Origin of the sequence: Pseudomonas sp. SORT22 (assembly GCF_018417635.1) — a bacterium.
Taxonomy (GTDB): domain Bacteria; phylum Pseudomonadota; class Gammaproteobacteria; order Pseudomonadales; family Pseudomonadaceae; genus Aquipseudomonas.
Map to the genome: position 1 here is coordinate 4,502,054 of NZ_CP071007.1, position 16,220 is coordinate 4,518,273.

General features: G+C 63.7%; 19 protein-coding genes and 1 pseudogene. 8 read left to right on the forward strand and 12 right to left on the reverse strand.

The genetic code is table 11. The features are described from left to right. Positions 1-30 precede the first annotated feature (30 nt). Positions 31-1,317 carry an MFS transporter gene (locus JYG36_RS20580; protein WP_045193471.1) on the reverse strand — a complete coding sequence of 429 codons (1,287 nt, stop codon included), beginning with the start codon at positions 1,315-1,317 and terminating at the stop codon, positions 31-33. A 142-nt stretch (positions 1,318-1,459) separates the two neighbouring features. Between JYG36_RS20580 and JYG36_RS20585 the strand changes: the two genes are divergently transcribed. Further along, a complete protein-coding gene (locus JYG36_RS20585) occupies positions 1,460-2,371 on the forward strand; it encodes a LysR family transcriptional regulator (protein WP_213602133.1) in 912 nt (303 codons plus the stop codon). On the opposite strand, the gene JYG36_RS20590 is transcribed toward JYG36_RS20585, so the two are convergent. From JYG36_RS20590 to JYG36_RS20600, 3 genes are read right to left on the reverse strand one after another with little or no spacing between them, the layout of a single operon-like run. Beyond that, positions 2,368-2,889, reverse strand: a complete 522-nt coding sequence (locus JYG36_RS20590; RefSeq protein ID WP_093386196.1) for a DUF2937 family protein — start codon at positions 2,887-2,889, stop codon at positions 2,368-2,370. The genes JYG36_RS20585 and JYG36_RS20590 overlap by 4 nt on opposite strands. A gap of 11 nt (positions 2,890-2,900) precedes the next feature. Beyond that, on the reverse strand, positions 2,901-3,677 hold the full coding sequence (locus JYG36_RS20595) for a class II glutamine amidotransferase (RefSeq protein ID WP_045193474.1): 777 nt from the start codon (positions 3,675-3,677) through the stop codon (positions 2,901-2,903). Between the two features lie 22 nt (positions 3,678-3,699). Beyond that, positions 3,700-4,191 carry an MFS transporter gene (locus JYG36_RS20600; protein ID WP_213602134.1) on the reverse strand — a complete coding sequence of 164 codons (492 nt, stop codon included), beginning with the start codon at positions 4,189-4,191 and terminating at the stop codon, positions 3,700-3,702. An 84-nt stretch (positions 4,192-4,275) separates the two neighbouring features. Between JYG36_RS20600 and JYG36_RS20605 the strand changes: the two genes are divergently transcribed. Beyond that, positions 4,276-6,327: a S9 family peptidase gene (locus tag JYG36_RS20605; RefSeq protein WP_213602135.1), complete on the forward strand. Its 2,052-nt coding sequence runs from the start codon at positions 4,276-4,278 to the stop codon at positions 6,325-6,327. A 95-nt stretch (positions 6,328-6,422) separates the two neighbouring features. Beyond that, positions 6,423-6,896: a cyclic nucleotide-binding domain-containing protein gene (locus JYG36_RS20610; RefSeq protein ID WP_045193477.1), complete on the forward strand. Its 474-nt coding sequence runs from the start codon at positions 6,423-6,425 to the stop codon at positions 6,894-6,896. Here the strand turns inward: JYG36_RS20610 and JYG36_RS20615 are convergent. Further along, complete coding sequence (locus JYG36_RS20615; protein WP_213602137.1) at positions 6,893-7,165, reverse strand: hypothetical protein; 273 nt, start codon at positions 7,163-7,165, stop codon at positions 6,893-6,895. The genes JYG36_RS20610 and JYG36_RS20615 overlap by 4 nt on opposite strands. 126 nt (positions 7,166-7,291) lie before the next feature. Between JYG36_RS20615 and JYG36_RS20620 the strand changes: the two genes are divergently transcribed. The 3 genes from JYG36_RS20620 (at position 7,292) to JYG36_RS20630 (ending at position 8,627) form a co-directional block, all read left to right on the forward strand. Next, entirely contained in the window at positions 7,292-7,663 is a 372-nt protein-coding gene (locus JYG36_RS20620) for a YajD family HNH nuclease (RefSeq protein ID WP_038996595.1), read from the forward strand. Between the two features lie 61 nt (positions 7,664-7,724). Further along, on the forward strand, positions 7,725-8,195 hold the full coding sequence (locus JYG36_RS20625) for an RNA methyltransferase (RefSeq protein ID WP_093386219.1): 471 nt from the start codon (positions 7,725-7,727) through the stop codon (positions 8,193-8,195). A gap of 66 nt (positions 8,196-8,261) precedes the next feature. Beyond that, positions 8,262-8,627 (forward strand): YgaP family membrane protein, encoded by a 366-nt coding sequence (locus JYG36_RS20630; protein ID WP_093386224.1) that lies wholly within the window; start codon positions 8,262-8,264, stop codon positions 8,625-8,627. On the opposite strand, the gene JYG36_RS20635 is transcribed toward JYG36_RS20630, so the two are convergent. After that, entirely contained in the window at positions 8,624-9,838 is a 1,215-nt protein-coding gene (locus JYG36_RS20635) for a hypothetical protein (RefSeq protein WP_045193703.1), read from the reverse strand. The genes JYG36_RS20630 and JYG36_RS20635 overlap by 4 nt on opposite strands. A 58-nt stretch (positions 9,839-9,896) precedes the next feature. Next, positions 9,897-10,346 (reverse strand): YcgN family cysteine cluster protein, encoded by a 450-nt coding sequence (locus JYG36_RS20640; RefSeq protein ID WP_045193480.1) that lies wholly within the window; start codon positions 10,344-10,346, stop codon positions 9,897-9,899. A 147-nt stretch (positions 10,347-10,493) separates the two neighbouring features. On the opposite strand from JYG36_RS20640, the pseudogene JYG36_RS20645 reads away from it, so the two are divergent. After that, positions 10,494-11,087: pseudogene (locus JYG36_RS20645) on the forward strand (nitroreductase family protein). Positions 11,088-11,114: 27 nt separating this feature from the next. On the opposite strand, the gene JYG36_RS20650 reads toward JYG36_RS20645, so the two are convergent. The 5 genes from JYG36_RS20650 to JYG36_RS20670 all read right to left on the reverse strand — a co-directional run bounded on the left by JYG36_RS20650 (position 11,115) and on the right by JYG36_RS20670 (position 15,804). Further along, on the reverse strand, positions 11,115-12,047 hold the full coding sequence (locus JYG36_RS20650) for a D-2-hydroxyacid dehydrogenase (RefSeq protein ID WP_045193705.1): 933 nt from the start codon (positions 12,045-12,047) through the stop codon (positions 11,115-11,117). A 64-nt stretch (positions 12,048-12,111) separates the two neighbouring features. Next, entirely contained in the window at positions 12,112-12,405 is a 294-nt protein-coding gene (locus tag JYG36_RS20655) for a YcgL domain-containing protein (RefSeq protein ID WP_045193483.1), read from the reverse strand. After that, the gene (gene rnd / locus JYG36_RS20660) at positions 12,402-13,535 is read right to left on the reverse strand and encodes a ribonuclease D (RefSeq protein ID WP_213602139.1); all 1,134 of its coding nucleotides are present in this window, start codon (positions 13,533-13,535) and stop codon (positions 12,402-12,404) included. Before rnd ends, JYG36_RS20655 begins: the two co-directional genes overlap by 4 nt. 99 nt (positions 13,536-13,634) lie before the next feature. Further along, positions 13,635-15,269, reverse strand: coding sequence for a phosphoethanolamine transferase (locus tag JYG36_RS20665; RefSeq protein WP_213602141.1), 1,635 nt, complete (start codon positions 15,267-15,269; stop codon positions 13,635-13,637). Between the two features lie 169 nt (positions 15,270-15,438). Further along, the gene (locus JYG36_RS20670) at positions 15,439-15,804 is read right to left on the reverse strand and encodes a 5-carboxymethyl-2-hydroxymuconate Delta-isomerase (protein ID WP_093386246.1); all 366 of its coding nucleotides are present in this window, start codon (positions 15,802-15,804) and stop codon (positions 15,439-15,441) included. A gap of 120 nt (positions 15,805-15,924) precedes the next feature. Here JYG36_RS20670 and JYG36_RS20675 point away from each other — a divergent pair, with 120 nt between their 5' ends. Further along, the gene (locus tag JYG36_RS20675) at positions 15,925-16,149 is read left to right on the forward strand and encodes an HP1242/YdcH family protein (RefSeq protein ID WP_093386251.1); all 225 of its coding nucleotides are present in this window, start codon (positions 15,925-15,927) and stop codon (positions 16,147-16,149) included. Positions 16,150-16,220 lie beyond the last annotated feature (71 nt).

Here is a 16,220-nt window from a genome sequence, read left to right on the forward strand (position 1 = left end):
CTCACGTGTGACACTCCTTCAGGCTCGGCCTTAATGGGCTTCTAATTGTTTGCCGCGGGTTTCCGGCAGGCTCAAGGCTGCCAGAATTACCACTCCGTAGGACACTGCGGCAAATCCGCCGATGCCCAGGCCCAGGGGAATCTTCTGGCTCAGCAAGCCGATCAGCAGCGGGAAGAACGCCGCCAGCGCGCGGCCGATGTTGTAGCAAAAGCCCTGGCCCGAGCCGCGGATGCGGGTGGGGAAGAGTTCGGTGAGAAACGCGCCCATGCCGCTGAAGATCCCCGAGGCGAAGAAGCCCAGGGGGAAGCCCAGCCAGAGCATGACGCCGTCGCTGACCGGCATCTGGGTGTAGAGCAGGACAATGATGAACGAACCGACGGCGAAGAGGATGAAGTTCTTTTTCCGGCCCAGCAGGTCGGTGAGGTAGGCGCTGATCACATAGCCGATGTAGGAGCCGAAGATCACCATCGCCAGGTAGCCGCCGGTACCCAGTACGCTCAAGCCGCGCTCGTTCTTGAGGAAGGTCGGCAGCCACGAGGTGATGGCGTAGTAGCCGCCCAGGGCGCCGGTGGTCAGCAGCGAGGCGCGGATCGTGGTGAAGAGCATGCCCGGGGCGAAGATTTCATAAAAATGCGACGGCGCTGCGGTCTTTTCCGCGGCCTTGGCCTGCTGGTAGATCTCCGGGTCCTTGACCAGGCGGCGAACGAAAATCACGAACACCGCTGGCACAATACCCAGCAAAAACAGTGCGCGCCAGGCATCTTCCGGCGGCAACAGCGAAAACAGCACGGCATACAGGATCGCCGTCAGGCCCCAGCCGATGGCCCAGCCGGACTGCACCATGCCCACTGCCTTGCCACGGTCCTGGGCGCGGATCACTTCGCCGATCAGCACGGCGCCGGCGGTCCATTCGCCACCAAAGCCGAAGCCCATCAGGGTGCGGGCGATCAACAACTGTTCGTAGTTCTGGGCAAAGCCGCAAAGAAAGGTGAAGAAGGCGAACCACAGCACCGTCAATTGCAGGGTGCGCACGCGGCCGATGCGGTCGGAAAGGATACCGGCGATCCAGCCGCCCAAGGCCGAGGCGATCAGGGTGCTGGTGTGAATCAACCCGGCTTCGGCGGTGCTGATGCCCCACAGGGCGATCAGGGTGGGGATGACGAAGCTGAGCATCTGCGTGTCCATGCCATCGAGGCCGTAGCCGATCTTGCAGCTCCAGAAGGTCCGGCGTTCCTGCTTGTTGATGTTGCGGTACCAGTCGAATGGCCCCGCCACTGACCTGGCTTTGACCTGTTGCTGCACGCCCGATGGGTTCATGGTTGCCTCAGCTTGTTGGTATTGTTTTAACGACGACAACATGTGTCGCGGCTTGAGGATCATTTTTCGACGCCCGCAGGTTGTCGTCCAACGAGAAAAACCAGCTGTCTGGCATAAGAAAAACTTGATCAGTGAGCGCGCCATGAACCTCAAATTCCTCGAAACCTTCGTCTGGGTCGCCCGCCTCAAGAGTTTTCGCCTGACCGCCGAAAAACTCTTCACCACCCAGGCCTCGATCTCCAGCCGCATCGCCGCGCTTGAGGCCGATCTCGGGGTCAGGTTGCTGCTGCGCGACTCACGCGGCGTGAGCCTGACCCCGGAAGGCAGCAAGGTGCTCGAGTACGCCGAACAGATGCTCGACACCGCCAAGGCCCTCAAGCAATCGCTGGACAGCGACCGGGCCAAGGTCGGGCGCATTCGCATCGGCGTGATGGACACGGTAATCCACACCTGGATGAGCCCGCTGGTGGCGGAGTTGATGGAGCGCTACCCGCAGGTGGAAATCGAGTTGATCGCCGATACGGCGCTTAACTTGCGCGAACAACTGCAAAAAGGCTTTCTCGATGTAATCCTGCAAACCGACCTGTTGCGCCAGGAAAGCATCCGCAGCCTGGACCTGGCGCGCTACCCCATGGGCTGGATCGTCGCCAGCCAGTCAATCTACAACCGCGACTACGCCTCGCTGGCGGACCTGGCCCGCGAGCGCATCGTGACCTTTTCGAAAAATTCCCGCCCGCACCAGGAAGTGCTCAGCCTGCTGCAGGTCGAAGGGGTCGGCGCGCCACGGCTGAACTGCGTGAACTCGGTGGCGGCGATCACCCGGCTGTTGCGTGATGGTTTTGGTATTGGCGCCCTGCCACCGGCGCTGGTCAGCGAGGAACTGGCCCGTGGCGAGCTGATCCTGCTGCCGCTGGCCCGGCAGCCACCGAGCCTGGAGCTGGTGGTGGCCTGGCAGACCGGCGTCGAGCTGGTCGACGAGGTGGTGCAACTGTGCCGCAACGTGCTGGAGCGCTACGCCCGCGATGCCGGGCCGCAGCGCATCGTGCTGGTTTAGCGCCAGCTCTCCTGCACCGCCTTGCGCCGCCCGCCGAGGGCCACCCAGCCGAGCAACAGCAGCAGGCTTTCGACCACCAGCGCCAGCAGCAGCGCGCAGCTCAGGCCCCAGGCCAGGGCCTCGGGGTTGAGGAGGATCTGGTAGCGGTAAGCGTTGAGGGTTTCTTCGCGCAGTTGCGGGTTGGCGGTAACCAGCACATGCCAGGTTTTCGCCAGCCACGGGCCCTGCACGATCTGCCATTCCTGCTCGAACTGGCGATTGCGGATCAACAGGCTCTCGATGCTGTTGGCATCGCTGGTGAACACCGGGTCGTCGCTGCTGCGGTAATGGCGCACCAAGGCCTGCAGGTCGCCGTTGAAGAAGCGCTTGGCGGTGTCTTCAAAACCCTTGAGGCCTTCGCGCGATTCAAGCAGGTGCGCCTCGACCCGCTGGCTGTAATCGACGATATAGCCCGGCACCTGCAGCCCGACCAGCAAACCGCAGGTAAACAACAGCAAGCGCAGGTAACTTCTGAACATGGGGCTGATCCTTAGCTGGCCTGGCCTTCGGCGATGCATTCGCCACGGCGCCACAGGGCCCACTGGCCAGGTGCGTAGCGGTGCCAGGTTTCGTTCTCGGTGAGGGCCTCGGTGGCGATCACCGTGACCACATCGTTAGGGGTGGTTTCGGCCTGGAAGTCGACGATCATGTCGACGTCCTTCAGCCGTGCCGGGCCAAACGGCGCTCGGCGGGTGATGTGCACCAGCTTGGTCGAACAGAAGCAGAACAGCCAGTCGCCATCGCTGAACAGGCAGTTGAACACGCCCTTGCCACGGTATTCGGCGCAGGCCTCGACCAGCACCGGCAGCAATTGCTCGACCTCGACCGGTTCGGGGAAGGCTTCGCGCACGCGGTTGAGCAGGTCGCAAAACGCCGCTTCGCTGTCGGTGTCGCCAACCGGCCGATAGAAGGTCGCCTGGCCCTTGAACTCGCCGAGCTGGCCGTTGTGCGCAAAGCACCAGTTGCGCCCCCACAGCTCGCGCACGAACGGATGGGTGTTGGACAGGCAGACCTTGCCGACGTTGGCCTGGCGAATGTGGCCGATCACCACCTCGCTCTTGATCGGGTAGCGCTGCACCAGGTTGGCGACTTCCGACTCGCAGCTCGCCGCCGGGTCCTGGAACAGGCGCAGGCCACGGCCTTCGTAGAAGGCGATGCCCCAGCCGTCACGGTGCGGGCCGGTGCGCCCGCCGCGCTGCATCAGCCCGGTGAAGCTGAAAACGATGTCGGTCGGCACATTGGCGCTCATGCCCAGTAATTCACACATGCTTGGCTGCTCCGGGCAAAGGCTACAGGCGCGGCTCGACCCGCGCGCCACTGCCGCCCAGCGGCGCTGCAGGTGGCGGGTTACGGTAGCGGTCGCTGCGCTCGGCGGCGAACGGCTCATCGCTCACAGGCTCGTCCGCTTCACGTTGCGCGGCGGCTTGCGCCTGCTCGCGGCGGGCCCTGGCACGGCGCTCGAGCGGCCAGCGGATGAGCACGAACAGCGCATACAGGGCAAAGGCAATCATGCCGTACATGGCCAGGTCGGCTGCGGCGCGCAGGGCGTTGTTGCCGACCTTGAACAGGGTGTCGAGAGCGGCAATGGCGATGGCCGGGGCGAACTTTTCTTTCACCGGGTCGACAATGGTCGGGGTCAGCAGCAGCACCGCCATCAGCACCCGCAGCGGTTCGCGCAACCAGCGCCACATCCATGAGGTCAGGCGAAAGCCCACCAGCAGGCATCCCAAGGCGGCAAGGGCGTAGAGGCCCCAGGCGAGCAGATAGTCGTTCTCGGTCATGGTGTCCGTGGCAAGCTAGGCAAATAGACGCTTATGATAAACACTTTTCCGCGCGCAGGCGCCCCCCAGCCAAGAGAACCCCGCATGTCCGCAGACGCCACCGCTCCCCGTGCCCCGATTGCCCGCAAGGCCGAAGGTGCCGACCCCTATGCCTGGCTGCAGCAGCGCGACACCCCCGAGGTGCTGGCGTACCTGAACGCCGAGAACGCCTATCAAGAGGCGCAGCTGGCCGCTCAGGCGCCGCTGCGCGAGCAACTGTTCGAAGAGATCAAGGCGCGCATCCTCGAGACCGACCTGTCGCTGCCCTCGCCCTGGGGCCCGTACCTGTACTACACGCGCACCACCGCCGGTGACGAATACGCCCGCCACTACCGCTGCCCGCGCCCGGCCGACGACTCCAATACGGTCGATGAAAGCCGCGAAGAGCTGCTGCTCGACCCCAATGAACTGGCCCAGGGCGGCTTTCTGTCCCTCGGTGCCTTCAGCATCAGCCCCGACCACCAGCGCCTGGCCTACAGCCTGGACACCACGGGCGACGAAATCTACACCCTGTTCGTCAAGGAACTGGCCAGCGGCGCCATCGAGCAACTGCCGTTCGAGGACTGCGACGGCAGCATGACCTGGGCCAACGACAACCAGACGCTGTTCTTCGCCGAGCTGGACGACACCCATCGCCCGCACAAGCTGTTGCGCCATCGCCTGGGCAGCGGCAGCGTTGCACCCGTGTATGAAGAAACCGACGGTCGTTTCTTTCTGCACTGCTACCGCGCCAGCTCCGAGCGCCAGCTGATCCTGCTGCTCAACAGCAAGACCACCAGCGAAGCCTGGGTGCTCGACGCCGAACATCCCGAGCAGGCCTTCACCTGCCTGGCGCCGCGGGTCGAGGGCCACGAGTACTACCCTGACCACGGCCAGCTCGAAGGCCAGTGGCGCTGGTTCATCCGCAGCAACCAGGACGGCATCAACTTCGCCCTGTACCAGGCCCAAGCCGATAGCGTGCCGAGCCGCGAGCAATGGCAACTGCTGGTGGCCCACCGCGACACGGTGATGCTCGAAGGCCTGACCCTCAACGCCAGCGCCCTGACCCTGAGCCTGCGCGAAGGCGGCCTGCCGATCATCGAGGTGCGCCCACAAGGCCTGCCGGCCTACCGCGTCGAGCTGCCAGACGCTGCCTACAGCTTGTACGTGCAGGACAGCCTGGAGTTCGTCAGCCCGCGCATCCGCCTGCGTTACCAGTCGCTCAACCGCCCGGCCCAGGTACGCCAACTGGAGCTGGCCAGCGGCGCCCAGCAAGTGCTCAAGCAAACCCCGGTGCTCGGCCCGTTCGACCCGGATGCCTACGTCAGCCAGCGCCTGTGGGCCACTGCCGCCGACGGCACCCAGGTACCGATCAGCCTGGTGCAGCGCCGCGCCGACGTCGGCAAGCCGGTGCCGCTGTACCTGTACGGTTATGGCGCCTATGGCGAAAGCCTCGACCCGTGGTTCTCCCACGCCCGCCTGAGCCTGCTCGAACGCGGCGTGGCCTTTGCCATCGCCCACGTGCGTGGTGGCGGCGAGCTGGGTGAAGCCTGGTACCGCGCCGGCAAGCAGGAGCACAAGCACAACACCTTCGGCGACTTCATTGCCTGCGCCGAACACCTGATCGCCCAGGGCGTTACCTGCGCCGGGCAACTGGCGATCAGCGGCGGCAGCGCCGGTGGCCTGCTGATCGGCGCAGTACTCAACCAGCGCCCGGAGCTGTTCAAGGCGGCGATTGCCGAAGTGCCGTTCGTCGACGTGCTCAATACCATGCTCGACCCGGAACTGCCGCTGACCGTCACCGAATACGACGAGTGGGGCAACCCCGAAGAACCCGAGGTGTACGAGCGGATCAAGGCCTACGCACCCTATGAAAACGTCCGCGCCCAGGCCTACCCTGCCCTGCTGGTGATCGCCGGTTACAACGACAGCCGCGTGCAGTACTGGGAAGCGGCCAAGTGGGTGGCGCGGCTGCGGGTGACCAAGACCGACGACAACCTGCTGCTGCTCAAGACCGAAATGGGCGCCGGCCACGGCGGCATGAGCGGACGCTACCAGGGGCTGCGCGATGTGGCGCTGGAGTATGCGTTCGTATTTAACGTGCTGGGCGTGGTGTAAATCGGAAAATTTGTTGTCTGAGTCACCGCCCGCCCCTGTAGGAGCGGGCTTGACCCGCGATTATCAGACACCACAAAACTAAAAGAACGACGCAAATGCCTGAACCCACCCACCTCAACAACGAAATCCGCGACATGCTCATGGACTGCGGCCTGTTCGACCAGTTGCTGCCTGTCGACTTCCAGGCCGCCGCCGGCTATTTCAGCATCAGCAGCATGAGCGAAGGTGAAGAAATTTTCCGCGAAGGCGATGCCGGCACCTTCATGTGCATCATCCACCACGGCGTGGTGTCGGTACGCAAGACCGACGCCGAGCAGCGCCAGGTCGAAATCGCCACCCTGCGCAAGGGCCGTGCCTTCGGCGAAATGGCCGTGCTCGACGGTGAACGGCGCTCGGCCAGTTGCATTGCCGCCAGCGACTGCCAACTGCTCAACCTGGGCAAGGACTCGCTGGAAAAGATGCTCAACGACGCCCCGAAGATCGCCGCCAAGATCATCCGCGCCCTGGCCGTGGCCTTGTCGCGGCGCCTGCGCATGCAGGACGGCCAGCGTCTGGCGCAGCAGGTCTAGTCGCCCTTGCCCTTGCTGTTGTCCGGATTCAGGCCGGGCAACGGCTGGTCCTTGGGTGGAGCGGGCAGCGGCATCGGCGGCAGCAATGGCGAGCCCGGTCGCGCATCACCGGCCCGCGGCGGCGTACTTGGCGTCACCTGCGGATAGGGTGTTGGCGTGGCGGTGCCCGGCGCCCCCGGCACCGGCGTGGCCAGCCGCGGTTGCAGCTCGGCGGCCACGGTGCTTTGCAGGCTGGCACAGATCAGTACGGCAATGATCGCGTAACGCATGCGCAGGCTCCTTGAGGGTCCTGGCTACAGGCTACTCCCACCGCGCACGGTTTGCCTGTCCGAATTGCCCGCCATCGGGCTAAACTTCAAGGCATAACCGTAACAAGCCCGAGAAAAGGTAATCCCATGAGTTCGTCATCCTCTGCCGCCGCCACCGCACGGCTAGACCGCATCCTCGCCGACGCCAAGCGCGACAAGGAAATGGGCTACCGTGACAAGGCCCTGCGCATGTACCCGCACGTGTGTGGCCGCTGCGCCCGCGAGTTCGCCGGCAAGCGCCTGAGCGAGCTGACCGTGCACCACCGTGACCACAACCACGACAACAACCCCCAGGACGGTTCCAACTGGGAGCTGCTGTGCCTGTACTGTCACGACAACGAGCACTCGCGCTATACCGACCAGCAGTACTTCAGCGAAGGCTCGACCAGCAGCCCGAGCATCGCCAAGGCCACCCACAATCCGTTTGCGGCCCTGGCCGGGATGCTGAAAAAGGACTGAAGCGCCCACAGTCGCCGGCAAGCCCGTATAATCGCGTCTTTTTTGCGAAGGGCCCCGGCACGTGGCGAACAAACGGTACAGCTGCATTGGTCTGTTCAACCCCAAGTCAGCAGAGAACGTCGGTTCGGTGATGCGCGCCGCGGGTTGCTACGGCGTCAACTCGGTGTTCTACACCGGCAAGCGCTATGAGCGCGCCCGCGACTTCGTCACCGACACCAAGCGGGTGCACTACGACATTCCGCTGATCGGTATCGACGACCTGCAGAAGATCATCCCCCTGGGCTGCACGCCGGTGGCGGTAGAGCTGGTCGACGGCGCCCGGGCGCTGCCCGAGTACACCCACCCGGACCGCGCGATCTATATCTTCGGCCCCGAAGACGGCTCCCTCGACCCGAGCGTGCGGGCCTGGTGTGAAGAGACCATCTACATCCCGACCAACGGTTGCATGAACCTTGCCGCCACCGTCAACGTGGTGCTCTACGACCGCCTGGCCAAGGGCCTGAACACCCGCTCCGGGCCGAAATTCAAGTAAGCCGACTGAACAGCCCGCCCCGCCCGGCGGTCTGTTGTAGACCATCGTCCCTACTGGAGAATGACCATGACCGAGAAACAGACGCTTATCCCGGCCAATTCAGCGCATATGGCCAGCGATCAGAATGTCCACGGCTGGGAGCGCGCAGGTTCGGTTGCCACCGGGGTGATCATGGTCGGCAAGGGCCTGCGCCGTGGCGGCCTGTTCGGCTTGATTCAGGTGGCCATCGGCGGGGTTGCCCTGGCCCGTGGCATCACCGGCCACAGCTCGGTGAAAAGCCTGATCGAGCGCGGCCGCAGCGACCTGGACAACATCCGCAGCAAGATCGAACGCAGCGGCGCCGAGCTGCAAGCGCTCAAGGCCAACGCCGAAGCCGCTACCCGTGGCACCACGGTGACCGGCAACGACGCGCTCAATGACCCCAAGCCTTAACGCAGCAGCTTGCTCTGCAGCACCTCGGACGACTTGCCCAGCACGCTTTCGCTGAGCTGGATGAACTCGGCGGTGCTGACGCTGTTCAGGCGCATCATCGCCCGGGTGACATCGTCCAGTGAGCGCTGGTTGTGGGTGTGCAGGCGGATTTCCTGGTCAAGTGCGCGCAACAGCAGCACGCCACGGGCGATCACCGCGCTGTCGACCTGCTCGCCGCGCAAGCTGCTGACCTTCTTGCCACTGCGTTCAAGGCTCGCCTGCAGGGCCTGGTAACGCTCGTCGGTCATGCCGCCGGCGCGGCGCAGCAGTTCGCTGGCGTAGTACTCGGCCAGGCTTTCGCTGATCCAGTCGCTGGCCTCGCGATCATTGATTTGCGCAAACACATGCACCAGCTCGCGCAGCACCGGGCTTGAGCCGTTCTCAGCGACCAACGGACGGCTGCTGTGCAGGTAGATGGAGTTGTGCCCGGCGCGAGCGCCGCGCCACAGTTCATCGCGGGCCCCCACCAGCAACAGCTTGGGCGGGTTGCGCGGGAACACTGCCTGCAGCTGTGGCCAGACGAAGGTCAGCAGGGTCAGGTTGTCCAGCCGGCGCATGCCCTGGCCTTGGGGTGCGGCGACACTGACTTCGGTTTCGCCCAGGCGCGCGCGGCGGGTGCCGACGGTGCCGGCGAGCATCCAGCCGGTCGGGCGGTCGAACAGGCGCGAAACGTTGTCGATGCGAAAACGCTGCTTGCCGATGCGCGGCCACGGCGTCTCGACGCTTTTCCAGCCCTTGGGCAGCTCGAAGCTCAGGCGTGCCACCAGTTCGGTGCCGTCGTGCTGGTCCAGGCGTGCCGGCGGCACCAGGTCATCGCCGCGAAACAGCGCCCAGTCCGGGGTCATGCGGGTTTCATAAGCGCCGCCCTTGAGCCGCTGGCTCAGGCGTACCTTGTAGGTGAGCTGGCTTTTGCCCGGCGCCGGTTGCCAGTGGCCACGCTGATCGTCGCCCTGCAGTTGCCACTGACCGTCGGCCTTGAACTCGCTGTAGGCGCCGTCCTTGCCCAGGTCGAAGTCCAGGCTGCGCACGCTGGCGCCATCGGCCAGGGTGAGGCGCACTTCGGCCTGCTCGCTTTCTGGCAGCAAGCGCACGTGGTAATCCAGATCGACTTTTTTCGCCCAGGCCGGCGAACTGGCCAGCAGGCCCAGCACCAGCCACCCATGGCAACGCACACGCATACAGAAACTCCTTGTTCCGCCAAACGCGATCTCCGACAACCCTCTGCGAGGCTCAGCCGGCGCGGAAAATCAGATAGTCTTCCCAGTCGTCTTCATCGACGCTGTCTTCGCTGAGCATGCGCCCGGATTGTGAAATCCGTTGCTTGTGCACCTGCTCGCGGTCGCCACACACCAGGTGATGCCAGTCGGGCAGATCCTTGCCCTCGCTGACCAGGCGGTAACCGCAGGTGGTCGGCAGCCATTTGAACTGGTCGGCCTTGCCCGGCGTGAGCTGGATGCAGTCGGGTACGATCTGCATCCGCTGCGGGTAATCGCTGCACTGGCAGGTCTTGAGGTCCAGCAACTTGCAGGCGATACGCGTGTAATAGACGCTGTTGTCGTCTTCATCTTCAAGCTTTTGCAGGCAGCACAGGCCACAGCCGTCACACAGCGACTCCCACTCTTGCGGGTCGAGTTGCTCGAGGGTTTTACGCATCCAGAATGGATTGGCGTTGGCAGTCATGTCGCGGGTGTCCTGTTTCAATTCGTATGCGGCGGCGCGGCGGCGCCAGTCTAGGGCCTGTCACCGGCCATTGCCAGACCGCTTGTCAGCGCTCATATGACACAGTAGTTTGACCAGCGGTCACCTACCCAACTTCAGGAACTATTGATGAGTGCAAATCCTCGCGTTGCCGATCATGCCATCAACGAACAGTTCATCCAGCGCTGGTCGCCGCGCGCCTTCACCGCCGAGCCGATCGACCAGACCACCCTGCTGAGCTTCCTTGAAGCCGCACGCTGGGCACCTTCGGCCTACAACTCGCAGCCCTGGCGCTTCCTCTATGCCCGCCGCGATACGCCGAACTGGGAACGCTTCCTTGTTCTGCTCAACGAGTTCAACCGCAGCTGGGCCCAGCACGCCTCGGCGCTGGTGATCATCATTTCCAAAACCAGCTTCACCGCGCCGGGCGCCAGCGAAGAAACCCCGGCCCTGTGGCACACCTTCGACACCGGCTCGGCCTAGGGACATCTGGCGTTGCAGGCGAGCCTGAGCGGCTGGCACACCCATGGCATGGCCGGTTTCGACCAGGAACTGACCCGCAAGGAGCTGAAGATCCCCGAAGGCTACGCCCTGCACGCGGCAGTGGCGATCGGCAAGCTGGGCGACAAGTCGACCCTGGCCGAAGGCTTGCAGGCGCGGGAAGTGCCGAGCTCGCGGCGGCCGTTGAGCGAGTTGGCGGCTGAGGGTGATTTCAGCCTTTGATGGGTTTCGCGGGTCAAGTCGAGACGTTTAATAGCCGCGCTGAAAGTCCACTTCCCCGCGCAGCCCTTGACCCGCCTGATACGCCCGCAAGTTCTCGACAAACAAGCGCACCATCGCCGAAGGCGATGTCGGTGCCGAGCTGTGCCCGGTCAGCAGCAAGCCCCAGGCGGTCCAGAACGGATGGCGCTGGGGCAGCGGCTCCTGCCGACAGACATCGATCACCGCACCGGCCAGATGGCCTTTCTTCAAAGCCTCGACGAGGTCGCCATCGACCACCGCCACACCGCGCCCGGCATTGATGAACAGCGCCTCGGGGTTGAAGCGCTGAAACAACGCGGCGTCGTACAGGTCATGGGTTGCCGGGGTATCGGGCAGCAGGTTGATGACATAATCGACCTCGCCGACCAGACGGCCCAGGTCGTCAAGGCCGGCCACTTCGATAAACGGCGCCTGCTCACGCGGCTGGCTGGCGATGCCGTACAACTGCACGCCAAACGGAACCAGAAACTGCGCCACCTGCTGGCCGATATCACCGGTGCCGACGATCAGCGCCCGGCGCCCTTGCAGGCTGCGTCCGGGGCGGTCATCCCACTTGCGCTCGACCTGGCTGACCAGGCGCGCCAGTACCTCGCGCTCGTGGCCAAGCATGTAGGTGAGCACATACTCGGCCATGACCTGGCCAAAGATGCCCACCGCCCGGGTCAGGCGGTAGTCGCGCTGCAGGCCGTCTGCCAGCAGCGGGGTGATGCCGGCCCAGGTCGACTGCAGCCACTGCGGCTGATGACCCTGGCGCAGCAAGGTCGCCAGCAGGTCCGGCTGGCCCAGCCACACCGGGCTGGCGGCGGCCATCCGCGCAAGCTCGGCCGAATCGCCACTGTTCAGGACCTCCAGGTCCGGTGCCATCTCGCGCAACAGCCGAGCGTAGAGGGCATGATCCTGTTCAGCGATCAAAACACGCATGTTCATTGCAACCTTGGGTAACGGCGCAAGCCGCCAGGGGCTGGCGGCGCGACAAAGAGGGGGATCAGACCGGGTCGTTGCGACGCAGCAGCTCTTCTGGCAGGTGCTCGATGTACTCGTCCTCGGCCGGTGGCATTTGCAGGTGGTAACCCTGCTGTTCGAGGTTTTCCAGGACCTTGGCAATATCTTCGCGGGCCAGCTGGCGCTCCGGGCTCAGGACCAGGTCGAAGGCATGCACGGGCTTGCCAAAGAACGGCAGCAGGCCTTCGGGCACGCGCTCCAGGCCGTCGGCCTTGAGCACGTACAGGTACATTTCGTTCTTGCGCGGGCTCTTGTAGATCGAGCAGATACGTTTCATGGTTGGTCTCCGGCGCCCGCCAGGCAATCAAGCAGCGCCTGCCCCATGCGCTCACGGCGCCAGCCGCGCAGCGACTCGGGGAGTTGATAGGGTCCGTTGGGGTAGCCGCTCTTGAGCAGCAGTTCCAGGGTTTTCTTGCGCAGCATCAGCTCGGGGGCGATGTTCAGGCGCTCGGCCTCGGCCTGGCCGATGGCGCGCAGTTGCTTGAGCAGCGCCGAGGCTTCGATCGGCAGCGGCTCGGGCACCGCTGGCGGCCATTGCTCTGGCGGCAGACTGGCGGCCTGCTTGATCAGGCCGAGCAAAAACTCGCCATCCTGACGAATGGTGCGCGGGTGCATGTCTTCGATCTTGGCCAGCGCCGACAGCGAGTCGGGCTGGGTGCGGGCCATCGGCCACAAGGCGTTTTCACGCACGATGCGGTTGCGCGGCAGGTCGCGCGCACGCGCCTCGCGCTCGCGCCAGGCGCACAGCTCGCGCAGTACCGCCAGTTGCGCACGCGACAGCTTCCAGGCCAGCTTGGCTTCGCGGTATAGCTCAAGGGGATCGGTTTCGCGGCGCAGCTGGGCAACCAGTTCGGCGCCGTCTTCAAGCACCCAGGCGTTCTTGTCATCCGACAATTGCGGGCGCAGGCGCTCGTACAGTTCGGCCAGGTGCACGGCGTCTTCGGCGGCGTAGCTGACCTGGGTGTCCGACAGCGGGCGTTGCAGCCAGTCGGAGCGGGTTTCACCCTTGGGCAGGTCAATGCCCAGCACTTCCTGGACCAGGCGCGAATAGCCCATGGAGAAGCCCAGGTTGAGGTAACCGGCGGCCAGCTGGGTGTCGAACAACGGCGCCGGCAGGCTGCCGGTCAGGCGCGACAGCACTTCGAGGTCTTCGCTGCAGGCATGCAGGACCTTGATCACCTGCGGATCTTCGAGCAGGCCGGCCAGCGGCTGCCAGTCGCCGATGCGCAGCGGATCGATCAGGTAGGCCCGTGCCCCGTCGCCGACCTGGATCAAACCGGCTTTCGGATAAAAGGTATCGACCCGCATGAACTCGGTGTCGAGTGCCACGAAGGGCAGCGTGCGCCACTGCTGGCAATGCTCTGTCAGGCTGCGGTCATCGCAAATCCAGTGAATATCAATGGCCACAAGGCTCTCCCACAAACAATGGCGCGCAGTATATACGGCGCAGGCCATCGTCGGGAAACCACTCGACCGCTATCCCTGCCGCCGCTACCGCGCCTGTGATCAGTGCCGGGCCAACATCGGCCGGCAACTGGCGAACAGGTCCAGCTGCGGCTTGTACAGGGCGGTGTGCACCTGCAGCAGGCCGAGCATGGAATGGAACAGATTGTCCTGGCTCAGCGGTTGATTACGGGCCTTCTGCAGGCAGTCGCTGTCGACGCCGAAGCTGGCCTTGTAACTGTCGGAGAACCACGCCAGCAGCGGCACGTGTTTTTGCTGCTCCGGCGCCAGCATGTACGGCGTGCCATGCAGGTACAGGTTGTACTCACCGAGCGATTCGCCGTGGTCGGAGAGGTACAGCATGGCGGTGTCGACCTTGTCCTGCTTGCTGCGCAAGAGGTCGATCAGCGAAGCGAGGACATGGTCGGTGTACACCAGAGTGTTGTCATAGGCGTTGACGATGCTCTCCTGGCTGCACTGGTTGAGGGCGTTGCTGCGGCACACCGGAGTGAAGCGCTCGTACGCTTTGGGGTAACGCTTGTAGTAGTCCGGCCCGTGGCTGCCCATCTGGTGCAGGACCAGCACGGTGTCCTGTTGCAGGTTATCGATGAAGCCGTCCAGCCCCTTGAGCAGGATCTCGTCGCGGCACTCGTCATCGGCGCACAGCGCCGGGTCCTTGAGGTTGCTGACATCCTCGAACACCACCCGGTCGCAAGTGCCCTTGCAGCCAGACTGGTTATCACGCCAGCGCACCGCCAGCCCTGCCCGCTGCAGCACATCGAGCAGGCCTTCCTGGTTTTTTGCGGTGCTGGCGTCGTAATCCTTGCGGGTGAAGCCGGAGAACATGCACGGCACCGACACGGCGGTTTCGGTGCCGCAGGAGTGCACGTCGGTGAAGGCGATCAGGCCCTTTTCCTGGCTCAGTTGCGGTGTGGTGTCACGGCCATAGCCGAGCACCCCGAAGTTCGGCGCCCGCGCGCTCTCGCCGACCACCAGCACAGTCAACGACTTGCGCGTACGTTGCTGCCAGGCGACGTCGAGCCTGGCGTCCTCGCCGATGGCGCGAAACGGCTTGGCGGCGCTGCCAACGCGCTCGCCGACATAGCCCAGGGAGGCGCCGACAACATTGCTCGGCACCAGCAGCAGGCGGATTTCATGGTGATTGCGAAACAGCGAAGCCAGGCCCTGGTAGTTGATCAGCGCGACGGCGCCCAGCACCACAACACAGGCGACACTGGCGAGTAACTTGCCGAACAATTCACGGACCCAGTTACGGTATAAAACCGGCGTCTTGTACAACAACAAAGAAGGCAAGACACCTAAAAACGTTATATATAAAAAAAGTTTAATCGAGAGCAGGTCACGCACTTCCGTGGCATTCGTCTCCATGGCATTGCGCAGCATGCCGACATCGATCATTACCCCGTACTGGCTCATGAAGTACGCCACTGCGGCACTGACCATGAACAAGGTAATCAGCAGCGGTTTGAGCAGCGGCCTGAAGGCCAGCAGGGTCAATACCAGGTTGAACGCACAGAGGATCATCACCCCAAAGGCCGCGCGCAGCAGCAGGCCGTGGGCATCGGTGGCAAGCACCGAGGCCAGGTGTTGCCACAATAACGAGTTGAAGCCGATCAACAGGTACAGGCTGGCAATCAACGTGACCCATTCGGCCCGCAGGGGTTTGACCTTGAACATGATGGTTCGCTTATTTAAACGTCGGGAACAGTGCCGTTGCGGCACTACCTGGAAACAGCCCGAACTTTAAGTAGCCAGTCATCAATTTTTTGTGAAAAAGACGCCAACAAATAGTCGCTTGGCGTCTATTTAAGTATTACGTTCAGCGTGTGTTCAGGCACCAGCCTGTTTACCCCGGCAGGTGCACCTTTGAATAGGAATCGCGATCAATATCAATTACCTCGACGCACAGCTGGATGTCCAGCTCCGGCGTGCCTGGCACGGCCTCCTTGAGCACCTCCAGCAGGCTCGCCGACAGCTGGCGTTTGATCTCGGCCGAACGGCCGCTGAGGATCGCCAGCTTGATGTGGGCGAACGCACGCTCTACCGGCGCCACGCCCACGCGAAAACTGCCCAGGGCCACGGCGCGGCTCTTGATGTCTAGCTCTTCGGCAAACTGGCCACTACCGACCAGGGCGTGGTTAAGGCGCAGCAACAGGCGGTCGACCTCGAGGTTTTTCAGGTTGTCGCTGTATTCCACATGAAGATGAGGCATTGCACGGAGTCCTGGGCAGGGCAAATGTTGCAACAGACTACCCCAGCCGCGAAACCCGGCAAAGCCGACTATCCTCTAAGTTCATGACTTCCACCCCACAAACCCCGGAGAGGTGAAAAGATGTCGGTCAAGCACGATTTGTACGCAGACGTGGGTCTGACCCCTGAGCAGTTCCTCGAGAAGCAACAGAGCAATCCACGGCTGAGTCAGTTGCATGAAGCGTACAACCGCAAAGACGCCGAAGTCGTCGCTGCCGAGAACAGTAGCGCCGCCGATGACACCGTCACCCGGCTACGCAAGGAACGCCTGAAGATCAAGGACGAGATCGTCGCCCATCTTAAGTAACCCGCAATACCTGTGGGAGCGGGCTTGACCCGCGATAGCGATCTACCTGCCACATCGCATCGCCAGGCAAG